Below are 20,732 nucleotides of genomic sequence, written 5' to 3' on the forward strand. Positions count from 1 at the left end.
GCACGGTGGTATCGACAGATACGGGAGAGACTTTCGGGTTTCGTGCTGCCCTCGGCATCCCGTCAGTGAAAGGCTTCCCCCCGCATGGATCTCGCTCTCCCGCTCTGGTTTGAAATCGGCGCACTCGTCATACTCACCCTGATCCTGGTCGCCGACCTGCTGATCGTCTTCAAGCGGCCGCACGTGCCGTCGATGAGGGAGGCCTCCCTCTGGGTGGCGTTCTACGTGGGGCTCGCCCTCGTCTTCGCCCTGCTCATGCTCGTGCTGGCCGACGCCGAGCACGCCGGCCAGTTCCTCGCGGGCTGGCTGACCGAGTACAGCCTCAGCATCGACAACCTGTTCGTCTTCGTGATCATCATGGCCAGGTTCCAGGTGCCCAGGAAGTACCAGCAGGAGGTGCTCATGGTGGGCATCATCATCGCGCTTGTGCTGCGCGGCATCTTCATCCTCCTCGGCGCCCAGCTGATCGAGAACTTCAGCTGGATCTTCTACATCTTCGGGGTATTCCTCCTCTACACGGCCGTGCACCAGGCTGTCGCGAAGGATCCGGAGGAGGACGAGGCCGAGAACGGCCTGATCCGCCTGCTCCGGAAGCGGATGCGGATCTCCCCGGATTTCAACGGCTCGAAGCTGCGCACCGTGGTCGACGGCCGGAAGATCTTCACCCCGATGGTGATCGTGCTCCTGGCGATCGGCACCACAGACCTGGTCTTCGCACTCGACTCGATTCCGGCGATCTTCGGCATCACGACCAGTCCGTTCATCGTGTTCACGGCCAACGTGTTCGCGCTGATGGGCCTGCGCCAGCTCTACTTCCTGCTCGGCGGGCTGCTCGAACGGCTTGAGTACCTCAAGTACGGGATCGCGTTCATCCTCTTCTTCATCGGGGTCAAGCTCGTTCTGCACGCCCTGCACACCAATGAGGTCGCGTTCATCAACGGCGGCAACGGTGTCGAATGGGCTCCGGAGATCGACACCTGGACATCGCTCGGCGTGATCGTCGTGTCGATGGCCGTCGCCACCGTGGCCAGCGTGATCAAGGCCTCCCGCGACGCCCGGAAGCGCGGCCACACCCTCAGCGAGGAAATTCCGCACCTCGTCGAGGAGTAGCCGGGGCACGCTGCGGCGTGCTCCCGCCGCAGCGAAAGCCACTGAACTTGGTACGGTGGACGTTCGTCGCCATCGGTGGCGCGGCCCATCGGCGCGAAGAACCGAACACTGGAGTGCACGTGGCTCAACCTGGCGAGATCGACATGATGCTGCCCTCCACCCGGGTGCGGTTCTCGTTCAGCGCACACAGCGACGTCGGGCTCGAGCGCAAGATCAACGAGGACAGCTTCATGGCGCAGGCGCCGGTCTTCCTCGTCGCGGACGGGATGGGAGGCCACGCACACGGCGACGTGGCCAGCCAGACCGTCGCGCGCGTGTTCGATGAGCACATCGAGCGAGGGGCGCCCTCGACTCCGGAACGGATCCTCGACGCCATCCACTCGTCGAACGACGCGGTGCGCGACCTCAGCGCCGTCGACGACTATGGCACCGCGGTGTCCGGCACGACCCTCGCGGGGGTCGCGTTCGTGGACGCAGGCGACGACGTCGGATTCCACTGGATGGCCTTCAACATCGGCGATTCACGCGTGTACACCTGGGACGGCCGCACGTTGGCCCAGCTCAGTGTCGACCACTCCGCCGTGCAGGAAATGGTGGACGCGGGGCTGATCACGGCCGAAACCGCCGAGCAGCACCCGGAGCGCAACGTGATCACCAGGGCCATCGGCGCCGACGAATTCGTGGACGCCGACGTGTGGCTGTTGCCGGCATCCGGGCGCCATTCGTTCCTGGTCTGCTCCGACGGCCTCACCAAGGAACTCGGCAACGCGGAGATCGCCGGGCTGTTGGCGGCGCACGACGAGCCGCCCGAGACCGGGCGCTCCATCGCCCAGGTGCTCGTCGACGCTGCCCTGGCCCACGGTGGCCACGACAACGTCACTGTCGTATTCGTCGAGTCCGTGTTGGGCGACCGTGAAACGGACGGCCACAATCCGGACGACCACGGGCCCGAAGATTCCTTGAATCGGGTTCACGCCTGATCCTGGGCCAATTCGGCGACGCCGTGACCCACGAATGGGTTCAGCTTCAAGCCTCGGCACAGACGAAGTGTTAGCCTGTCGGAGTGCTGTTTGGTCGACTTCTTCTTCTCTGCCGCGACGAGTCCCAGTTCTGAGGCCTCCCTCGTCGCGGAGTCCGTTGTTGGCTCCCACCAATCCTGAGGAAGACGCACAACCATGACTGACGCAACACTGACGGGCACCCGGCCGCGCACCCTGGCCGAGAAGGTCTGGGACAAGCACCTCGTCGCCAAGGGCGAAGACGGCACACCGGACCTCATCTACATCGACCTGCACCTCGTGCACGAGGTCACCAGCCCGCAGGCCTTCGACGGTCTCCGCCTGGCCGGCCGCCCCGTACGCCGCCCGGACCTGACCATCGCCACGGAAGACCACAACACGCCGACCCTGGCGATCGACCGGCCCATCGCGGACCCCACCAGCCGCACCCAGATCGAGACGCTTCGCCGCAACTGCGAGGAATTCGGCATCCGCCTGCACTCCCTCGGCGACATCGAGCAGGGAATCGTGCACGTCGTCGGCCCCCAGCTCGGCCTGACCCAGCCGGGGATCACCGTCGTCTGCGGCGACTCCCACACCTCCACCCACGGCGCATTCGGGGCCATGGCGCTCGGCATCGGCACCAGCGAGGTCGAGCACGTCATGGCCACGCAGACCCTGCCCCTGCAGCCGTTCAAGACGATGGCGATCACCGTCGACGGCGCACTGCGTCCCGGGGTCACGGCCAAGGACGTGATCCTCGCCGTGATCGCGAAGATCGGCACGGGCGGCGGCCAGGGTTATGTGCTCGAGTACCGTGGCAGCGCCATCCGGGACCTCTCGATGGAGGGCCGGATGACGATCTGCAACATGTCGATCGAGGCCGGCGCCCGGGCAGGCATGGTGGCTCCGGATGCGACCACCTACGCGTACCTCAAGGGCCGCGCCCACGCGCCGTCCGGCCAGGACTGGGACGACGCCGTTGCCTACTGGGACACCCTCCCGACCGACGCCGGCGCCGTCTTCGACGCGGAGGTCGTGCTCGACGCCGACACCCTCGAACCCTTCGTCACCTGGGGCACCAACCCCGGTCAGGGCGTCTCGCTCAGCGGGGCCGTGCCGAACCCGGCCGACATCGGCGACTCGAACGAACGCGCCGCCGCCGAGCGCGCCCTCGAATACATGGACCTCACCAGTGGCACCCCGATGAAGGAAATCAGGGTCGACACCGTCTTCCTCGGCTCCTGCACCAACAGCCGGGTCGAAGACCTCCGCGCCGCGGCCGAGATCGTCAAGGGACACACCCTCGCCGACGGGGTGCGGATGCTCGTGGTGCCCGGTTCCGCCCGGGTGCGGATCGAGGCGGAGGCCGAGGGCCTCGACAAGATCTTCACCGACTTCGGCGCCGAGTGGCGGTTCGCCGGCTGTTCGATGTGCCTCGGCATGAACCCCGACCAGCTCGCTCCGGGGGAGCGGTGCGCTTCGACGAGCAACCGCAACTTCGAGGGCCGGCAGGGCAAGGGCGGACGCACCCACCTCGTGTCCCCGCTCGTCGCCGCGGCCACCGCGATCCGCGGCACCCTGTCCAGCCCATGGGACCTGATCCAGGATGGAGACCACTGACCATGGAGAAATTCCAGACCGTCACGGGGATCGCGCTCCCGCTGCGCCGTTCCAACGTCGACACCGACCAGATCATCCCGGCCGTCTACCTCAAGCGGGTCACCAAGACCGGGTTCGATGACGCTCTCTTCGCCGCCTGGCGCCAGGACCCCGACTTCGTGCTCAACCAGCCGGCCTACCAGGGTGCCAGGGTGCTCGTCGCGGGCGCCGACTTCGGCACCGGCTCCTCCCGGGAGCACGCCGTCTGGGCGCTCCGCGACTACGGCTTCGACGTCGTGCTCAGCCCGCGTTTCGGGGACATCTTCCGGGGCAACTCCGGCAAGCAGGGACTGCTCGCCGGCCAGATCACCGAGGCAGACGCCCAGCTGCTCTGGGACGTCATCGAGTCCGACCCGGGAATAGAACTCACCGTCGATCTGGTTTCCCGCACTGCACGGGTCGGCGATCTGACGATCCCGTTCGTGATCGACGACTACACCCGTTGGCGCCTTCTCGAAGGCCTCGACGATATTGGCCTGACCCTGCGCGATGAGGCGCGGATCTTAGAATTCGAATCCCAGCGGGAGCCCTGGCGGCCCCGCACTCTCCCCGCAAGGCAGGTAAACCAGTGAGCACAATCAGCGAAATCGAGCGCAATCGTGAGGTCGCACAGCAACGTGAAGACGATCTGAACCGCGAGAACGCCCAGAACGCCCAGAACTGGGGTGCCGCCGTGGGCCTGAAGGGCGACAAGATCACCATCCGCGGCGGCATTCCGTTGCGCGGCCGGATCGAGCTGAAGGGCGCGAAGAACCTGGTCACCAAGGCCATGGTCGCGGCCCTGCTCGGCGAGAGCCCGAGCGTGCTCAAGAACGTGCCGAACATCAGCGATGTGCGCATCGTGCGGGAGCTTCTCGAGGTGCACGGCGTGAAGGTCACCGACGGCGTCGAGCCCGGTGAGCTGCTGCTCGACCCGGTCGATGTCGAAAGCGCCCACTTCGCCGCGATCGACGCGCACGCCGGCTCGTCCCGCATCCCGATCCTGTTCTGCGGGCCGCTGCTGCACCGCCTCGGCGAGGCGTTCATCCCCGACCTCGGCGGCTGCCGTATCGGCGACCGCCCGATCGACTACCACCTCGATGTGCTGCGCAAGTTCGGCGCCGTGGTCGAGAAGCAGCCCAACGGCATCCGGATGTCTGCGCCCAACGGCCTCAAGGGCACCAAGGTGTCGCTGCCGTACCCGAGCGTCGGAGCCACCGAACAGGTGCTCCTCACCGCCGTGCGCGCCGAGGGCATCACCGAGCTCAAGGGTGCGGCGATCGAGCCGGAGATCATGGATCTCATCAACATCCTGCAGAAGATGGGCGCCATCATCACGGTCGACACCGACCGGGTCATCCGGATCGAGGGCGTCGAACGGCTCGAGGGCTACAACCACCGCGCCCTGTTCGACCGGAACGAGGCGGCCAGCTGGGCCGCCGCCGCCCTGGCCACCGACGGCGACATTTTCGTCGGCGGCGCCAGGCAGGCCGAAATGCTCACCTTCCTCAACGTGTACCGCAAGGTCGGCGGCGCGTTCGACATCGAGGACGACGGGATCCGCTTCTACCACCCGGGCGGCGAGCTGAAGCCGGTCATCATCGAGACCGACGTGCACCCCGGCTTCATGACCGACTGGCAGCAGCCCCTCGTCGTGGCCCTCACCCACGCGCACGGCGTCTCGATCGTGCACGAGACCGTCTACGAGCAGCGGTTCGGCTTCGTCGACGCGCTCGTCGAGATGGGCGCGACGATCCAGATCCACCGCGAATGCCTCGGCGGGCACCCCTGCCGATTCGGCCAGCGCAACTTCAACCACTCGGCCGTCATCACCGGCCCGACGAAGCTGCACGGCGCCGACATCGAGGTTCCCGACCTGCGTGGCGGCTTCAGCCACCTGATCGCGGCGCTCACCGCCGAAGGCACCTCGACCGTCAGCAACGTGGGGATCATCAGCCGCGGCTACGAGAACTTCATCACCAAGCTCGAACTGTTGGGGGCTGACTTCGATCTCGAAGGATAATGGGCCTGTGCCAGTTCCCGATGAAGAGCCCCAGTCAGAGCAACGGCTGCCGAAACAACGAGTGACGAAGATCAGGGAAGGCTCGGAGACCACCCGGCCGTCGGTCTTCTGGCTGCTGGCGGCCCTCGTGCTGCCGCTCATCAACCTGTCGGTCCGCTACCGGATCACGGATGCCGGCAAGTTCCCGCGTTCGGGGGCGTTCGTGATGGCGCCCAACCACTTCAGCGAAATCGATCCGCTGGTGATGGGCGTGCTGAGCTGGAAGCTGGGGCGCGCGCCTCGGTTCATGGCCAAGGCATCCGTGTTCTCGATCCCGGTGATCGGTGCCCTGCTGCGCAGGTCAGGGCAGATCCCGGTCTCCCGCGGCGGAGCCGTGCGCGGGAACGAACCGGTGAAGGCCGCCGAACGGCTCGTCCGCAACGGCCAGATGGTCGTCGTCTACCCCGAGGGCTCGCTCACTCGCGACCCCGACCTGTGGCCGATGCGCGGCAAGTCGGGAGCGGTGCGGATCGCCCTCGAGCAGGGCATCCCGATCGTCCCGGTCGCCCACTGGGGCACCCAGGCGCTCATGCCGCGATACTCCAAGAGGCTCAGCCTGTTTCCGCGCAAGACGGTGCTGGTGAAGATCGGCGACCCGCTCGACCTGGCCGAGTTCCGCGGCCGCAACCTGGACACGGTGACCCTCAACGAGGCGACCGCCGTGGTCATGGAAGCCATCACCCACCTGCTCGAAGACCTCCGCGGGGAAAAAGCGCCCGTGAAGCGCTGGAATCCCGCCGAGCACGACCAGAAAGAGACCGGCCGTTTTGAAGCCTAAGGTTCAGCCAGGCAAGCGGGTCGCCGTTCTCGGTGCCGGCAGCTGGGGCACCACGTTCGCGAAGATCCTGGCCGACGGGGGAGCGGACGTCGTGCTCTGGGCGCGCCGCCCCGAACTGGCCAGGGAGATCACCGAGGGGCGCCGCAACAGCGACTACCTCCCAGGAATCAATCTGCCGTCGACCCTGCGGGCAACCTCGCGGCTCGACCTCGCGCTGGCGGGCGCCGAACAGGTCTTCGTGTCGGTGCCGAGCCAGTCGCTGCGGGAGAACCTGATCCTCGCCGAACCGTTCCTCGCGCCCGGCGCGATCGTCGTCTCCCTGATGAAGGGAGTCGAACGCGGCTCCGGAATGCGGATGAGCGAGATCATCGCCGAGGTCCTGCCGATCAACCCTGACCTGATCGCGGCCATCTCGGGGCCCAACCTCGCCCTCGAGATCGCCAAGGAGCAGCCCACCGCGGCCGTCGTCTCCTCGAACAGCCTCGAGACCGCGCACGCGGTGGCCATGCTCGCCACCAACCGCTATTTCCGCTCGTACGTCAACACGGATGTCATCGGCACCGAGTTCGGCGGTGTGCTCAAGAACCTGATCGCGGTCGCCATCGGCATCGTCGACGGGGTCGGCTACGGCGAGAACACCAAGGCGTCGATCATCACCCGGGGCCTGGTCGAGATGACCGACTTCGCCGTGGCCTACGGTGCGCGGCCGGAGACCCTGTCCGGGCTGGCGGGGCTCGGCGACCTGATCGCGACCTGCCAGTCCCCGCTGTCGCGGAACAACACCGCCGGCCGGCTCCTCGGCCAGGGTTACGGCATCGCGGACGTCGTCAAGCAGATGCAGCAGACCACCGAGGGCCTCGCCTCCGTCGGGCCCATTCTCGAACTTGCCCGCGCGAAAGGGGTGGACATGCCCATCGTCGAGCAGGTCCGCCAGGTGCTGGCCGGTACTCTGAAACCGCGGGACCTCGCCCCGCACCTCACCACGGACTCGGATGAGCCGCAGGGCGAAAGGACGATCGATGACTCACAAGCTCACGGTGGCGCTGCTCTTTGGGGGTCGGTCAAGCGAACATTCGATCAGTTGCGCCACGGCGGGCGGCGTGCTGGCGGCAATTGACCGCGAACGCTACAACGTCATTCCGATCGGGATCACCCGTGACGGGGCATTCGTGCTCGAGGAGGACGACCCGGCCCGGTTCGCGCTGAACGCGACCGAGCTGCCGGAGGTCTTCGACAACGGCAGCCGGGTGCGCTGGCCGGAGAGCACCCTCAGCCGGCAGCTGACGGTCAGCGACGGCGCCGGGCTCGGCTCCCGCTCGCTCGGCAACGTCGACCTGGTCTTCCCGATCCTGCACGGCCCGTTCGGCGAGGACGGCACCGTCCAGGGCCTGCTCGAACTCACCGGCCTGCCCTACGTGGGGTCCGGGGTGCTGGCGTCGGCGCTCGGCATGGACAAGCACTTCACCAAGACGGTCTTCCAGCAGGCGTCCCTGCCGGTCGCGCCGTGGCGCACGATCACGGCGGATGACTGGGCCGAGGCGCCAGGGATGGCCCACGCGGCAATCGAGGAGCTCGGGCTTCCCGTGTTCGTCAAGCCGGCCAGGGCCGGGTCCAGCGTCGGGGTCAGCAAGGTGTCGACCCGGGATCAGCTCCCCGAGGCGATGCGGGTGGCACTCGCCGAAGACGACAAGGTGCTGATCGAGGCCGGCCTGGTCGGGCGCGAACTCGAGATCGCGGTGCTGCAGGGTCGTTCCGGGGAACCGGCCCGGGCATCCGTGGCCGGCGAGGTGCTCGTCAGCGGACGCGACTTCTACGACTTCGCCGCGAAGTACCTGGGCGCTCCCGGCATCGACCTGGTCTGCCCGGCCGATCTTTCGCCGACCGAACTCGCCGAGATGCAGCGGCTCGCGATTCGCGCGTTCGAGGCCATCGACGGCGCCGGCCTGGCCAGGGTGGACTTCTTCCATACCGGGGACGGCTGGGTGATCAACGAGATCAACACGATGCCGGGATTCACGCCGATCTCGATGTTCCCCAGCTGTTGGCTCGCCAGCGGCTACACCTACCCGCAGCTGATCGACGAGCTGATCGAGGTGGCGCTCAGCCGCCGCGGGAAGACCGTGCGGACGGCCTGACCGGTACCGCCCGAACCGCGATCAGGTCTTCCGGACCGTGATGGTCCACTGGGCATTGCCCGCGCGCTCGAAATTGGTGACCGGGTAGCCCTGCTCCGCGGCCCAGCGCGGGAGGGCATCCGTGGCCTGGGTGCAGTCGAAGTTGATGACGAGTTCGTCGCCGGGCGCGAGGCGGGCGATCGCCGCTCCCGCCTCGACCAGCGGGAACGGGCAGACCTGGCCATCGGTTTCGAGGACGTGCTGTGACATGGTGGTGCTCCTTCTATTCAGGGACGAGGTCTCGGCGATGACCGCTTCCGGCGGCCGCGGGTTCTAGCGACCAGCGCGGACCGGCGTCAGGGACGCAGCCGTCGCCTTCGCCGGCCCGGTGACGAACAGGCGCGTCGCCGCGCCGGTGCCGATGATCATGAAGACAAGGGAGACCCAGCCCTGCAGGCCGAACGTGGCCGTGTCGACCATCGCGTTGCCGATCGTGCAGCCGCCGGCCAGGCTGGCCCCGACGCCCATCAGGGCGCCGCCGCCGATGCTGCGCACGGTGGTGACCGCGTCGGGCAGGCGCACTCGGAATTCCCCGCTGCCGGTGGCGGCGATGAAGGATCCGGTGAGGATTCCGACCACCAGGTAGACCCCCCAATCGATCAGCTGGGGATCGCCGCCGACGAGGTAGTTGACGAGGGCGGAGGACGGGCCGGTGATGCCGAGCCCGGACTCGCGGCCGGTCGCCCAGCTGAGCGGCCAGGCGAGGATGGCGAGCACGGCGATGACCAGGGCCGTGCTGAACGCGCCCCAGCGCTTCTCGAACAGGAGATGGGCGAGGCCGCTCTTTCGCGCGGGGAGGGCGGCGACCGGGAGGGCCGGTCGTCTGGCGAGGTGATGCCGGGCGAGCAGGCCGACGCCGGTGACGAGTACTGCCACCAGGATCCACGGCGACAGGCCGAGAAGCCCGTGGATCGTGGAGGCGTGGACGGTCACCGCCCGCAGTCCGTCGACGGCCGGGGCGAACACGCCGGTCTTGGACATCGCCGCGAAAAGGGCGTAGAAGATCAGGGCGAACCAGCTGCCGACCAGGCCTTCCCCCGCGCGGTAATAGGTGCCGGTCGCGCAGCCGCCGGCGAGAACGATCGCGAAGCCGAAGACGAAGGCGCCGATGATGGTGGCCAGCCAGGCGAAGTCCCGCGGGGCGAGGGTGATCATCCCGGCAGCGTCCATGGCGAAGACGCCGACGCTCTGCACCGCGACGACGATGAGGAATGCCGTCAGCCAGCGGGTGTTGCCGGTGATCCAGAGGTCCCGGAACGCCCCGGTGACGCAGAATCGGCCGCGTTGCATCGTGAAGCCGAGCGCGATTCCGAGTGCGAGGCCCGTGAGGAGCATTGCGTGTGTGTCCGTCCCTTGGCGGCCGTGTCCGACGACGACGACTCGGGGGCGACGCTACGCGGCGGGGTGCGGCGCCCGCTCCAGGGCGTCTCCACGTGACGGCATGAGACGTAACATTTGACAGCTACGGTGCGGGGACCGCCGGGCCGCCGTCGGTGGGGATGGTGAGGTCTTCCACGCCGACGCACTGCCGGGTGGCGGGGATGGCGGACACTGCTTTGGAGAGGTCGACCAGGACGGTCGATCCGCTGACCTTCCCCGAGTCGATCACCAGTTCGGTCGCCGGGTCGCGGCCGTAGGTCGTGTACCGGTAGAGCGGCGCCTCGGAGTCGTCCTCGATCCAGTCGATGCCGTTGACGTTGAGGCAGGGCAGGGTGGTGGGCACCGGCACGGTGACCCCACAGTGCAGCAGCACGGCGGCCGGGGCGCCCCAGGCGCCGGTGGCCTGCGCGTTCGTCTCGCGCTCGGGCAGCGACGCGACGGAGGTCGGCAGGCGCACGATCAGGTCGGCGCAGGTCGGGTTGGCGGCATCCTTCGACGGCTCGAGCGGCACGATCGCGGTGCAGCCGGTCAACAGCAGAGTGCCGGCGACGAGGATGATGCCGAGGCCGGTGCGCAGGCCGGTGCGGAGGTGGCGGGAACGGGGGGTCATTGCATTCAGGCTACCGTTTGATGCATGACGAATGCTGCGGCCGCACCGCTCCCCTCGAGCGAGACGCTCGCCGACCTGAGCGAGGGTGAGGTGCTCGCGAGGATCTTTCCCCGACTGCCCGGCTCAGACGCCCAACTGCTCGGGCCGGGGGACGACGCCGCTGTGCTGCGGGCGCCCGACGGTCGCTTCGTGGTGACGACGGACATGATGATCCAGGGCCCGGACTTCCGTCTCGCCTGGTCGACCCCGCACGACCTCGGCTGGAAGGCAGCCGCGACGAACCTGTCGGATGTCGCCGCCATGGGCGCACGACCGACCGCGCTGGTCGTCGCCATCGCCGCGCCCCCGTCCACTCCCATCTGGGTGATCGAGGGAATCGCCGACGGGCTCAGGGATGGCTGCGAGGCGCTGGCCCCCGGGTGCGGCGTCGTCGGCGGCGACCTGTCCGCCTCGGACGCCCTGACGCTGGCCGTGACCGCCTTCGGCGACCTCGAGGGGCGCGAGCCCGTGTTGCGCTCCGGGGCGCGCCCAGGCGACGTCGTGGCGCTTGCCGGGCGGCTCGGGGACGCCGGGTGGGGGCTCAGCCTGTTGTTCCGGCTCGGGGTCGACGCCGATGGCACGCCGGATGCCGCGCTCGCCGCGGCGCTGCGGGAGCGGCATCCGCGGGAAGTCGGAGCCCAGCTCGCGCCGGAGCCGCCGATCGACCGCGGCCCCGCCGCAGCGCTCGCCGGGGCGACCGCGATGCTCGACGTGTCAGACGGTCTCGCCATCGACGCGGGCCGGCTCGCGAGGGCGAGCGGCGTGGGGATCGACTTCGACTCGAGCGCCCTGGGCGGCCAGGTCGAGCGTGCCCTCGGCGGCGGCGAGGACCACGGGCTGCTGGCCACGTTCCCGGCCGGCGCTCCGCTGCCGGACGGATTCCGCCGGCTCGGGATCGTCACGGCCGAATCCGGAGTGGTGCTGGTCGACGGGACAGCGCACACGCAGGGCGGCTGGGATCCGTACCGCGGCTGGGACGGCGCGGCGGGCTGAGACGTCCGGCCGCCGGTCAGGCCTGCGGGGCGACGGGAAAGGCGTACCAGACTGTCGTATCGCCGTAGTCCTTGCGACGTTCGCTCTCGAGGCCGGGGCCCCAGATCGGCTCGGGGGAGCGGGAACCGCGCTCGACGACCACGAGGGCATCCTCGTCGAGGAGCGGGGCGAGGGCGGCCAGGTTGTGCCCGAGTTCGGCCTCCGGCAGATCGTACGGCGGGTCGAGGAAGACGAGGTCGAAGCCCTCCCCGGTGGCGGCGAGGAACGATTGCACGGCCTGCGAGGTCACCTTGATCTTCGGGGCGTTCTTCTTCGGCGCGGCGCGCAGCACGGCATCCGTGTTCCTGCGGCACAGCCGGGCGGCCCCGAAGCTGTTCTCGACCAGCGTGACGATGCGCGCGCCCCGGCTCGCGGCCTCGAGTCCGAGTGCCCCCGAGCCGGCGTACAGGTCGAGGACACGTGCGCCGCGCACGATGTCGCGCGCGTCGAGGGCCGAGAAGATCGCTTCGCGCACCCGGTCGCTGGTGGGTCTGGTGCCTGTCTTCGGCACAGCCAGGGGAAGGGAACCGGCAAACCCGGCGACAATTCGCGTCATGAGGTTTCGAGCCTATCGCCCGGCGCCGGATGCGATGATGGACCGGTGACCGATACATCAGCGTTCGCGGCGGACCAGATTCCGCCTGCCGTCACCGTGCCGCCCCGCCCGGCACCGCCCAAGACCGGCCCGGTCAGCCAGGCCCTGCTCGACTCCCTCTGGGACTTCACCGACGCGGAGGCATCCGCCCGGCGCTTCCAGCAGGCCGCAGACGACGCCGGCCGCGACGAAGGCGGGCGCGCCGAGCTCTCCACCCAGGTCGCCCGGGCGTTCGGCCTCCTCGGCCGCTTCGACGACGGCCTGGCCGCCCTCGCCGCGGTGCAGGAGGCGACGAAGCAACCCACCGACCGGCTCCAGGCCCGCGTCGCGCTCGAGCACGGTCGACTCCTGCGCAGCATGGACAGGCCAGGCGACGCGGTGCCCTTCTTCACGCTCGCGGTCAGGAAGGCGGCGTCCGCCGGGGCCCAGTTCCTCGCCCTCGACGCCCTGCACATGCTGGCCATCTCCGACGCCGGGCACGAGGAGGAGTGGGCCGCCGAGGGGCTGGCGCTCCTGGACACGGCCACGGATGCCCGGATCCAGCGCTGGGGAGTCGCGTTGCACAACAACCTCGGCTGGTTCCTGCACGACTCCGGCCGGCCGGAAAAGGCCCTGCCCGAGTTCGAGGCGGCGCTGCTGGCCGCCGACACCGTCGGCACGCACGAGCAGCGCCACCAGGGCCGCTGGGCCGTCGCGCGCTGCCTGCGCACCCTCGGCCGGGCTGACGAGGCCAGGGCTCTGCAGCTGCAGCTGGCGGCCGAGCGGCCAGACGACGACTACGTGCTCGCCGAGCTGGCCCTGCTCGCCCAGGCGGCCGACGCCGCCGACGCGTCAGGGGCTGCGCCTACGATCGAACCATGACCGAATCGGCTGCCGTGGAGCCCAATGCCGTCTCGCTCGATGCCGTCTCGCTCGACACGAAGCTGGCGAACGTCGTCGGCGGCCGCACGACGACGGCGCTCACCAAGGCGTTCGGCATCGTCACGGTCGGCGACCTGCTCAGCCACTACCCGCGACGGTACGCCCGCCGCGGCGAGCTCTCGGCGATCAGCGACCTGCCCCTCGACGAGAACGTGACGATCATCGCCGAGATCCGCACGGTGGAGGAACGCCCGATGAAGGCCCGGAAGGGGTCGATCGTCGAGGTCAAGATCTCCGATGGCCGCGGCATCCTCAGTCTCACCTATTTCAACCAGTCCTGGCGCGCCAGGCAGCTCGCGCCGGGCATGCGCGGCATGTTCGCCGGCAAGGTGTCCGACTACAGGGGCCACCTGCAGCTCACCCACCCGACCTACCGGCTGTTCGGCGCGGGCGAAGACGACGAACCCGACATGCCGACGGATGCCGACGAAGCGAAACTCTGGATCGAACAACCGATCGCGATCTACCCGGCCACGAACACCATCACCAGCTGGCAGATCACCAAGACGGTGGAGGTCGTCCTCGACGCCATCCGTCGCGTTCCCGACCCCATCCCGGCCGCACTCCGCGCTGAACGAGGCCTGCTGCCGCACGCCACGGCGCTCGAACTCATCCACCGCCCCGAGACCGATTCGGACTGGCGCCGGGCCAGGGACACCCTTCGGTTCACCGAGGCGCTCGTGCTCCAGACGGCCCTCGTGCAGCAGCGCAATTCCGCCCGCGCGCAGAAGGCCACGCCGCGGGTTCCGGTGCCCGGCGGCTTCCTCGAGCGCTTCGATGCCGCCCTGCCGTTCACCCTGACGAGCGACCAGTTGGTTGTCGGCGACGAGATCGCACGGGACATCGCCGGGGACGCGCCGATGAACCGCCTGGTGCAGGGTGAGGTCGGCTCCGGCAAGACGGTCGTCGCGCTCCGGGCGATGCTCGCGGTGGCCGACTCGGGAGGGCAGGCCGCGTTCCTCGCGCCGACCGAGGTGCTCGCCGGGCAGCACCTGCGCTCGATCGCGCGTGCCCTCGGACCCGACCTGGCCGTGCAACTCATGCCGACCCTGCTCACCGGACAGTTGCCCGTCGCCGAGCGCCGGAAGGCCATGCTGCGGGCGGTGTCCGGCCAGTCGCGCATCGTCATCGGCACCCACGCGCTGCTCGGTGACACGGTCACCTTCTTCGACCTCGGCCTCGTCGTCGTCGACGAACAACACCGGTTCGGCGTCGACCAGCGCGAGGCCCTGCGGCAGAAGGGAGCCGTGCCGCCGCACGTCCTGGTGCTGACCGCGACCCCCATCCCGCGCACGATCGCGATGACCGTGTTCGGCGACCTCGACGTGAGCACCATCACCATGCTCCCCGAGGGGAGGCAGGGCATCGAGACCTTCGTCGTGCCTCTCGGCGACAAACCGGCCTGGGCGACCCGGGTGTGGGAGCGGCTGGCCGAAGAACTCGCACTCGGCAGGCAGGCCTTCGTGGTGTGCCCGGCCATTGCGCCCAGGCAGCTCGAGGAGGGTGAAGTCCTCGATCCGGAGGCCAGGGCGCCGGCCTCCGTCGAGGAGACGCTCGCCGAACTCCGGGCCAAGCCGATCTTCGCCTCGGCGCGGATCGAACCCCTCCACGGCCGCATGACCAGCGAGCAGAAGGACCAGGCCATGCGGGCGTTCGCCGCCGGCGAGATCGACGTGCTCGTCGCCACGACCGTGATCGAGGTCGGCGTCGACGTCCCCAACGCCTCGGCGATGGTGGTGATGGATGCCGACCGGTTCGGCGTCTCGCAACTGCACCAGTTGCGCGGCCGGGTCGGTCGAGGGGGAGTGCCAGGGCTCTGCCTGCTCGTCACGACCGCCGAGGCCGAGTCGGCGTCGCGCGAGCGGGTCGAGGCCGTCGCGGCGACCCTCGACGGCTTCGAACTCGCGCAGGTCGACCTCGAGCTGCGCCGGGAGGGAGATGTGCTCGGCAGCAGCCAGTCCGGTGGGCGGTCCTCGCTGCGCCTGCTCCGTGTTGTGACCGACGGCGACCTGATCGGGGAGGCGAGAGGCCATGCCCAGGCCCTGATCGAATGGGACCCCGAACTGGACAGCGTCCCCGCGCTGCGCGACGCGGTGCGGCGGCGGCTCGACGACTCCGAACGCGCCTCGCTGACGAAAGGCTGACGACGAGCAGACAGGCTTGACCCGCTCCGGAGCGCGGTACGCAGCGCCAGCCTTGGAGCTTGCCGCACGAGGAGGCGCCGTTCACGGTGTGGGGCTAGGGTGAATCGTATGCGCAGGATCGCCGTCGTCCCTGGATCATTCGACCCCGTCACACTGGGTCACCTCGACGTGATCGAACGGGCGGCCGGTCTCTTCGATGAACTGCATGTCCTCGTCGTGCACAACCCGGACAAGTCGGCGCTCCTTCCGATCAGCCAGCGGGTGTCACTGCTGCAGCTGGCCATCAAGGATGCCGGCCTGCCGGACAACATCACGGTCGCGTCCTGGAGCATGGGACTCCTCGTCGACTACTGCCTCGAGGTCGGTGCGAGCGTGCTCGTGAAGGGCATTCGATCCCAGGTCGACGTCGCCTACGAAACCCCGATGGCGATCGTCAACCGCAACCTCGCATCCGTGGAAACCGTCTTCCTGTTGCCGAACCCGGCCAACGCGCACGTGTCCAGTTCCCTGGTGCGTCAGGTGGCCGCGCTCGGCGGGGACATCACGCCGTACGTGCCCCGGGTCGTCGCCGAGTTCCTGCAGAAGGCGCCCGTGTGAACGGAGCGCCCGTCAGAGTGATGACGGGCCCGGCGGCCGCCGGGACCGCGGTCGGCGCTGCGGCAGGGTTCCACGACGACGAGGTCGAGACGCCGATGGACCTCGTCGCCGTCGAAGCGTCGGCGCGGGCGATCATCCGCAACGTCGAGACCGTCATCGATGGCAAGCACGCGGCGGTCAAGACGGCACTGACCGTGTTGCTGGCGCAGGGGCACCTCCTGATCGAGGACGTCCCCGGCGTCGGGAAGACCATGCTCGCCAAGGCCCTCGCCAAGTCCGTGCACTGCACGGTGAGCCGGATCCAGTTCACCCCCGACCTGCTCCCATCCGATGTGACCGGTGTATCCGTGTTCAACCAGGCCGACCGGCGCTTCGAGTTCAAACCGGGGGCCATCTTCGCCAACATCGTCATCGGCGACGAGATCAACCGGGCCAGTCCGAAGACCCAGTCCGCCCTGCTCGAATGCATGGAGGAACGCCAGGTCACGGTCGACGGCTCCACCTACCTCCTGCCGTTGCCGTTCACGGTGGTGGCCACCCAGAACCCGATCGAGATGGAGGGTACCTACGCGCTGCCGGAGGCCCAGCGCGACCGCTTCATGGCCCGGATCTCGATGGGTTACCCCGACACGGAGTCCGAGCTGGCGATGCTCGACTCCCGGGACACCTCGAGCCCGTTGGCGGGCATCACCGCCGTCGTCTCCGGCGCCCAGCTGCGGGGGATGATGACCGCTGCGCGCGCCGTGTTCGCGTCCGGCGCGGTGAAGGAATACGCGGTCAACCTCGTCCGGGCGACCCGTGACGACCGTGACCTGCGCCTCGGGGCCAGCCCGCGCGCCACCCTGCAGCTCATCCGCGCGGCGAAGGCGCAGGCCGCGCTCAACGGCAGGGAGTATGTGCTGCCCGACGACATCGATTCGCTGGCCGTGTCAGTGCTCGGGCATCGCCTGGTCGCCAGCAGCAGGGTGCTGGGCCATCACCACCAGGACGCCGCCCCCCTGATCGAGGAGATCGTCACCCGCATCGTCGATGCCACGCCGGTGCCGGTCGGCGCCCAGGGAGGCCCCTAGGACCATGTCCGCGACGCGGCGGCCCGTGTGGTTTCCCCGGCTCACCCTCCGGGGCGGGGTGTTCCTGGGCGTCGGCGGGCTCTTCCTGGTGCAGTACCTGTTCACCGGGCGCCGGGACATCCTCTTCGTGGCCTGCCTGCTCCTGCTCGTGCCCGTGACCGCCGCGGCCTATGTCGCGATCCGCCCGGTGGCGGTGACGGTGAGCCGGGCGTTCCGCCCCGCGGTCGTGGAGGCAGGCCGGGAGGCGGTCGTGGCCCTCACCGTGCGCAACCTGTCCGCCCGTCCGCTCTACGGGCTGCGCTGGCGGGACACCGGCGGGCCGGGACTCCCGACTCCCGGCGCCCTGGTGCTGCCCGGACTCGACCGGTTCGAGGGAGGCAGGGATAACGGCGCGGATGCCGTGCGACTCGAGTACACGCTGGTGCCCCGGCACCGGGGCATCTACTCCAGCGGCCCCCTCCGCCTCGAACGGTACGATCCGTTCGGGCTCGCCTCCAGCGGATGGGCGGTCGGGGAGCCCCACGACCTGGTGGTCACCCCGACCGCGACACCGCTTCCCGGAGTCGGGCTGACCGGCGGAGGCGGCGACGGCGAGGCCCGTGAGCGGTTGCGGCACCTCAACCACAACTCGGACGAACTGTTCGCCCGGGAGTACCGCCCGGGTGACCCGCTCCGGCGGGTGAACTGGCCCGCCACGGCGCGGCACGGTGAGATCATGGTGCGCCAGGAAGAACACCGCAGCAACCCGGTGGCCAGGATCGTGCTCGACACCGCGCTGCGGGGACGCCCGGCGCCGCCGCCCGGCCAGGGACCCGACCGCCGCTTCCGCCACGACCAGGCCTTCGAAGTGGCCGTGGAGCTCGTCGCCTCGGTCGGGGTGCACCTGCTCGACGCGGGCTTCCGGCTCGACCTCGTCGAGCTGGGGCCCAGCCAGTTCGCCCCTCGAACAGCACCGGGCCGCGGCGGCCTCCGCGGGGACGCGGCCGTCGACTTCCGCGCGATCGGCGGAGTGCGGGCGCTGCTCGAGGGCCTGGCCGGCGTGGTTCCGCCCGAGCCGGTCCCGACCGGCGCAGCCACTCCTGGGCCCGCACCTCACGGCGGCCACCCGCCGCAGATCCCGCTGCCGACCTTCGCGATGCTCGTCGACATCGACAAGCAGGATGCCGCGGAGCTGGGGGCCCTCGCCGCCGCCCGTCCTGCGGTTGCCTTCGTCCTCGACACCATGCAACCGGCCACGGTCGATTCGCTGCGCGACGCCGGCTGGCGGTGCGTTCCCGTGCGCTCGACCCGGGACATCCCGGCCGCCTGGCTGGACGCCGCCGGTCCGCAGGGTGCGGGCGCCGCCCCGGGTGCGATCGCGGTCCCGGGTGTGGCAGGCGTGCAGGGGCAGGACCGCCCATGAGCCGGCCGGACGCGACGGCAGGCCGGCGGCGCCCGATCCGCCCCGAGTGGCCGGTCACCGGCGCGTTGCTCCTCCTCCTGTTCGTGGCGAACGGGGCACTGGGCCCGCTGCTGCAGGGCACCACCTGGTGGTGGCTGATGGCGTTCGTCTCCGGGACCGTGCTGCTCGGCCTGGCCGGCCTGCGCCGGGTCGGCCTGGCGGAGTCGCTCGCCCCGGTCGCCGGGTTCGGCATCCTGCTCGCCACGGTGACGTTGCTGTTCGGCGGCGGCACGGGGCTGCTCTGGCTGATCCCGTCGCTGGAGACCATCGACCGGTTCGGCACGCTGGTCGACTCCGGACTGGAGTCCATCCAGCAGCAGGGCACTCCCGCGGACCCGGTCCCCGGCATCCTCCTGCTGCTCGGCGCGGGAGCAGGAGTGATCGCGGTCATGATGCATCTGCTCGCGATCACCCTCCGGGTCCCGGCGCTCGCCGGGCTGCCCGCGCTCGTGCCCGTCGCCGTCCCCGGCCTCATCGTCGACGGCGGGGCCGACCCGCTGGCCCTCGCGCTCACGGCCATCGCGTTCCTCATCCTCCTGCGCGTGGACGTGCGGGTACGGCGCGCCAGGGAGACCGAGAACCCGCCCGCCGGGCCGAACGCGCCCAGGGTGGTCGGCCCGGTGCGCCGGCGCGGCCCCGGTCCGCTGTGGGGCTCGATGGTGGTCGGCAGCATCGGCGTCGTCGGGGCGCTCCTGCTCAGCGTCACCACTCCTGCCGTGCCGGGCGGCGGTTTCGGCGGCAACCGGAGCGCCGGGACGCTCCTCTTCGGAACCGGCGTCACCCCGCTGATCAACCTCGGGCAGGACCTCAGGCGTCCCGAGTCCAGCCCGGCCCTGCACTATCGCACCAATGCGTCCACGCCGCCGTACCTGAAACTGCTGACCCTGGACAACTTCGTCGGCGCCACCTGGATGGCCAGGGTCGAACCGGCCGACCCCAACGGCAACGTCGGGGACATCGACCTGCCGCAGGGGCTCTCCTCCCGAGTCGCCACGAGGGAGACCACGACGCAGGTCGTCATCGACGGCGTCGCGACCCGGTGGCTGCCGACCCCGTTCGCGCCGAAGAAGGTCACCGGCCTGGTCGGCGACTGGTACTGGGACCGGTCGACCTCGACCATCGCCAGCACGAACAGCATCACCCGCGGTCAGCAGTACACGGTCACGGCACTCGAGCTCGCCCCGACGGCCGAGCAACTCCGGGCGGCGGGCACCCGCTACCCCGCAAGCATCCGGCGTAACCTCGCCCTGCCGGGCAATCGACCGGCCGTCATCGACCAGACCGCCGGCAACGTGACCGGCGGGGCCATTTCTCCCTACGACGCGGCGGTCGCACTCCAGGACTACCTGAGGGGCGACCAGTTCAGCTACGACACGGATGCCCCGGTCGCGGCGGGCTACGACGGGGGCGGCGTCGACGTCGTCGGCAAGTTCCTCGAGGTGAAACGCGGCTACTGCGTTCACTTCGCGTCGGCGATGGCGGTCATGGCCCGGTCGATCGGAATCCCCGCGCGGATCGCGATCGGCTACCTGCCCGGCTCCCGGTCGACGAGCTACATCGAGGGCAGGGACCGGTTCAACGTCGACGCGCATGACCTGCACTCCTGGCCGGAGCTGTACTTCGGGGGAGTCGGCTGGGTGGCGTTCGAGCCGACACCGGGCCGCGGCACGGTACCGGCCTACACCAGGGCGACGGATGCCCAGGTCCCGCTCGGCGGAGTGGTCGACGGCCTCCCGTCGACCGCGCCGCGCAACGCCGACCCGGGCGGCCAGAACCCCTCGGACGCCCTCCGCGCCGCCACCGCCCAAACCGGCGACAGCGCCGCCGCTCGAACCCTCGCCGCGGTTCTCGCGGCCGTCCTGATTGTGCTGATGCTGCCCGGCGGCGCGCGGGCGCTGCGGAGGCAGGTCCGGCGCCGTCGAGTCCGTGCCGGGCCCGGCGGCGGCGGCTGGGCCTGGGACGAGGTCACCGACACGGCCGTCGACCACGGGGTCCTGGTGCGCGACACCGAGACCCCCCGGGAGCTGGCCGCGCGCCTGGAGCTGCTCCCCGGGCTGAGTCATCCGCCCGCCGGCTACCCCGCGGACGCTCTGCGGCGGCTTCTGGTGGCCGCCGAGCGCCAGCGCTTCGGCCGGCCCGG

Annotated in this window: 19 protein-coding genes; 15 read left to right on the forward strand and 4 right to left on the reverse strand. The window is 69.9% G+C overall.

Annotation, left to right across the window (positions count from 1 at the left end; genetic code table 11):
* The first annotated feature begins 84 nt into the window (after positions 1-84).
* The 8 genes from E3T48_RS08830 to E3T48_RS08865 all read left to right on the forward strand — a co-directional run bounded on the left by E3T48_RS08830 (position 85) and on the right by E3T48_RS08865 (position 8,724).
* Complete coding sequence (locus tag E3T48_RS08830) at positions 85-1,110, forward strand: TerC family protein (protein ID WP_134523683.1); 1,026 nt, start codon at positions 85-87, stop codon at positions 1,108-1,110.
* A gap of 119 nt (positions 1,111-1,229) precedes the next feature.
* Complete coding sequence (locus E3T48_RS08835; RefSeq protein ID WP_241986741.1) at positions 1,230-2,090, forward strand: PP2C family protein-serine/threonine phosphatase; 861 nt, start codon at positions 1,230-1,232, stop codon at positions 2,088-2,090.
* A gap of 195 nt (positions 2,091-2,285) precedes the next feature.
* Complete coding sequence (leuC, locus tag E3T48_RS08840; RefSeq protein ID WP_134523684.1) at positions 2,286-3,731, forward strand: 3-isopropylmalate dehydratase large subunit; 1,446 nt, start codon at positions 2,286-2,288, stop codon at positions 3,729-3,731.
* Positions 3,732-3,733: 2 nt separating this feature from the next.
* The gene (gene leuD, locus E3T48_RS08845) at positions 3,734-4,342 is read left to right on the forward strand and encodes a 3-isopropylmalate dehydratase small subunit (protein WP_134523685.1); all 609 of its coding nucleotides are present in this window, start codon (positions 3,734-3,736) and stop codon (positions 4,340-4,342) included.
* Positions 4,343-4,443: 101 nt separating this feature from the next.
* A complete protein-coding gene (gene murA / locus E3T48_RS08850; RefSeq protein ID WP_134523716.1) occupies positions 4,444-5,772 on the forward strand; it encodes a UDP-N-acetylglucosamine 1-carboxyvinyltransferase in 1,329 nt (442 codons plus the stop codon).
* Between the two features lie 70 nt (positions 5,773-5,842).
* The gene (locus tag E3T48_RS08855) at positions 5,843-6,589 is read left to right on the forward strand and encodes a lysophospholipid acyltransferase family protein (protein ID WP_420898363.1); all 747 of its coding nucleotides are present in this window, start codon (positions 5,843-5,845) and stop codon (positions 6,587-6,589) included.
* Positions 6,579-7,706: an NAD(P)H-dependent glycerol-3-phosphate dehydrogenase gene (locus E3T48_RS08860; protein WP_134523686.1), complete on the forward strand. Its 1,128-nt coding sequence runs from the start codon at positions 6,579-6,581 to the stop codon at positions 7,704-7,706. The genes E3T48_RS08855 and E3T48_RS08860 overlap by 11 nt, the downstream gene beginning before the upstream one ends.
* A complete protein-coding gene (locus E3T48_RS08865; protein WP_134523687.1) occupies positions 7,609-8,724 on the forward strand; it encodes a D-alanine--D-alanine ligase family protein in 1,116 nt (371 codons plus the stop codon). The genes E3T48_RS08860 and E3T48_RS08865 overlap by 98 nt, the downstream gene beginning before the upstream one ends.
* Before the next feature lie 21 nt (positions 8,725-8,745).
* Here the strand turns inward: E3T48_RS08865 and E3T48_RS16985 are convergent, their stop codons facing one another.
* From E3T48_RS16985 to E3T48_RS08880, 3 genes are all read right to left on the reverse strand, one after another.
* Positions 8,746-8,973 carry a sulfurtransferase TusA family protein gene (locus tag E3T48_RS16985; RefSeq protein ID WP_134523688.1) on the reverse strand — a complete coding sequence of 76 codons (228 nt, stop codon included), beginning with the start codon at positions 8,971-8,973 and terminating at the stop codon, positions 8,746-8,748.
* Positions 8,974-9,036: 63 nt separating this feature from the next.
* Complete coding sequence (locus tag E3T48_RS08875) at positions 9,037-10,098, reverse strand: YeeE/YedE family protein (RefSeq protein WP_134523689.1); 1,062 nt, start codon at positions 10,096-10,098, stop codon at positions 9,037-9,039.
* 127 nt (positions 10,099-10,225) lie between these two features.
* Positions 10,226-10,753, reverse strand: a complete 528-nt coding sequence (locus E3T48_RS08880) for a DUF3515 domain-containing protein (RefSeq protein ID WP_134523690.1) — start codon at positions 10,751-10,753, stop codon at positions 10,226-10,228.
* Positions 10,754-10,777: 24 nt separating this feature from the next.
* Here E3T48_RS08880 and thiL point away from each other — a divergent pair, with 24 nt between their 5' ends.
* Positions 10,778-11,785, forward strand: a complete 1,008-nt coding sequence (gene thiL, locus E3T48_RS08885) for a thiamine-phosphate kinase (RefSeq protein ID WP_134523691.1) — start codon at positions 10,778-10,780, stop codon at positions 11,783-11,785.
* Between the two features lie 16 nt (positions 11,786-11,801).
* Here thiL and rsmD read toward each other — a convergent pair whose 3' ends face one another.
* Positions 11,802-12,380: a 16S rRNA (guanine(966)-N(2))-methyltransferase RsmD gene (gene rsmD, locus E3T48_RS08890; protein WP_134523692.1), complete on the reverse strand. Its 579-nt coding sequence runs from the start codon at positions 12,378-12,380 to the stop codon at positions 11,802-11,804.
* 45 nt (positions 12,381-12,425) lie between these two features.
* Here rsmD and E3T48_RS08895 point away from each other — a divergent pair, with 45 nt between their 5' ends.
* From E3T48_RS08895 to E3T48_RS08920, 6 genes are all read left to right on the forward strand, one after another.
* Positions 12,426-13,280, forward strand: coding sequence for a tetratricopeptide repeat protein (locus tag E3T48_RS08895; RefSeq protein WP_134523693.1), 855 nt, complete (start codon positions 12,426-12,428; stop codon positions 13,278-13,280).
* Positions 13,277-15,484, forward strand: a complete 2,208-nt coding sequence (locus tag E3T48_RS08900; protein WP_134523694.1) for an ATP-dependent DNA helicase RecG — start codon at positions 13,277-13,279, stop codon at positions 15,482-15,484. Before E3T48_RS08895 ends, E3T48_RS08900 begins: the two co-directional genes overlap by 4 nt.
* A gap of 108 nt (positions 15,485-15,592) precedes the next feature.
* A complete protein-coding gene (coaD, locus tag E3T48_RS08905; RefSeq protein WP_134523695.1) occupies positions 15,593-16,081 on the forward strand; it encodes a pantetheine-phosphate adenylyltransferase in 489 nt (162 codons plus the stop codon).
* 95 nt (positions 16,082-16,176) lie between these two features.
* On the forward strand, positions 16,177-17,151 hold the full coding sequence (locus E3T48_RS08910; RefSeq protein WP_241986744.1) for an AAA family ATPase: 975 nt from the start codon (positions 16,177-16,179) through the stop codon (positions 17,149-17,151).
* A gap of 4 nt (positions 17,152-17,155) precedes the next feature.
* Complete coding sequence (locus E3T48_RS08915; RefSeq protein WP_166789677.1) at positions 17,156-18,553, forward strand: DUF58 domain-containing protein; 1,398 nt, start codon at positions 17,156-17,158, stop codon at positions 18,551-18,553.
* Positions 18,550-20,732 (forward strand): transglutaminase TgpA family protein (locus tag E3T48_RS08920; RefSeq protein ID WP_134523698.1); only part of this gene is annotated, 2,183 nt, incomplete at its 3' end. The genes E3T48_RS08915 and E3T48_RS08920, both read left to right, overlap by 4 nt.

The sequence above is a fragment of the Cryobacterium fucosi genome (assembly GCF_004403515.1).
In the GTDB taxonomy this organism is placed as follows: Bacteria; Actinomycetota; Actinomycetes; order Actinomycetales; family Microbacteriaceae; genus Cryobacterium; species Cryobacterium fucosi.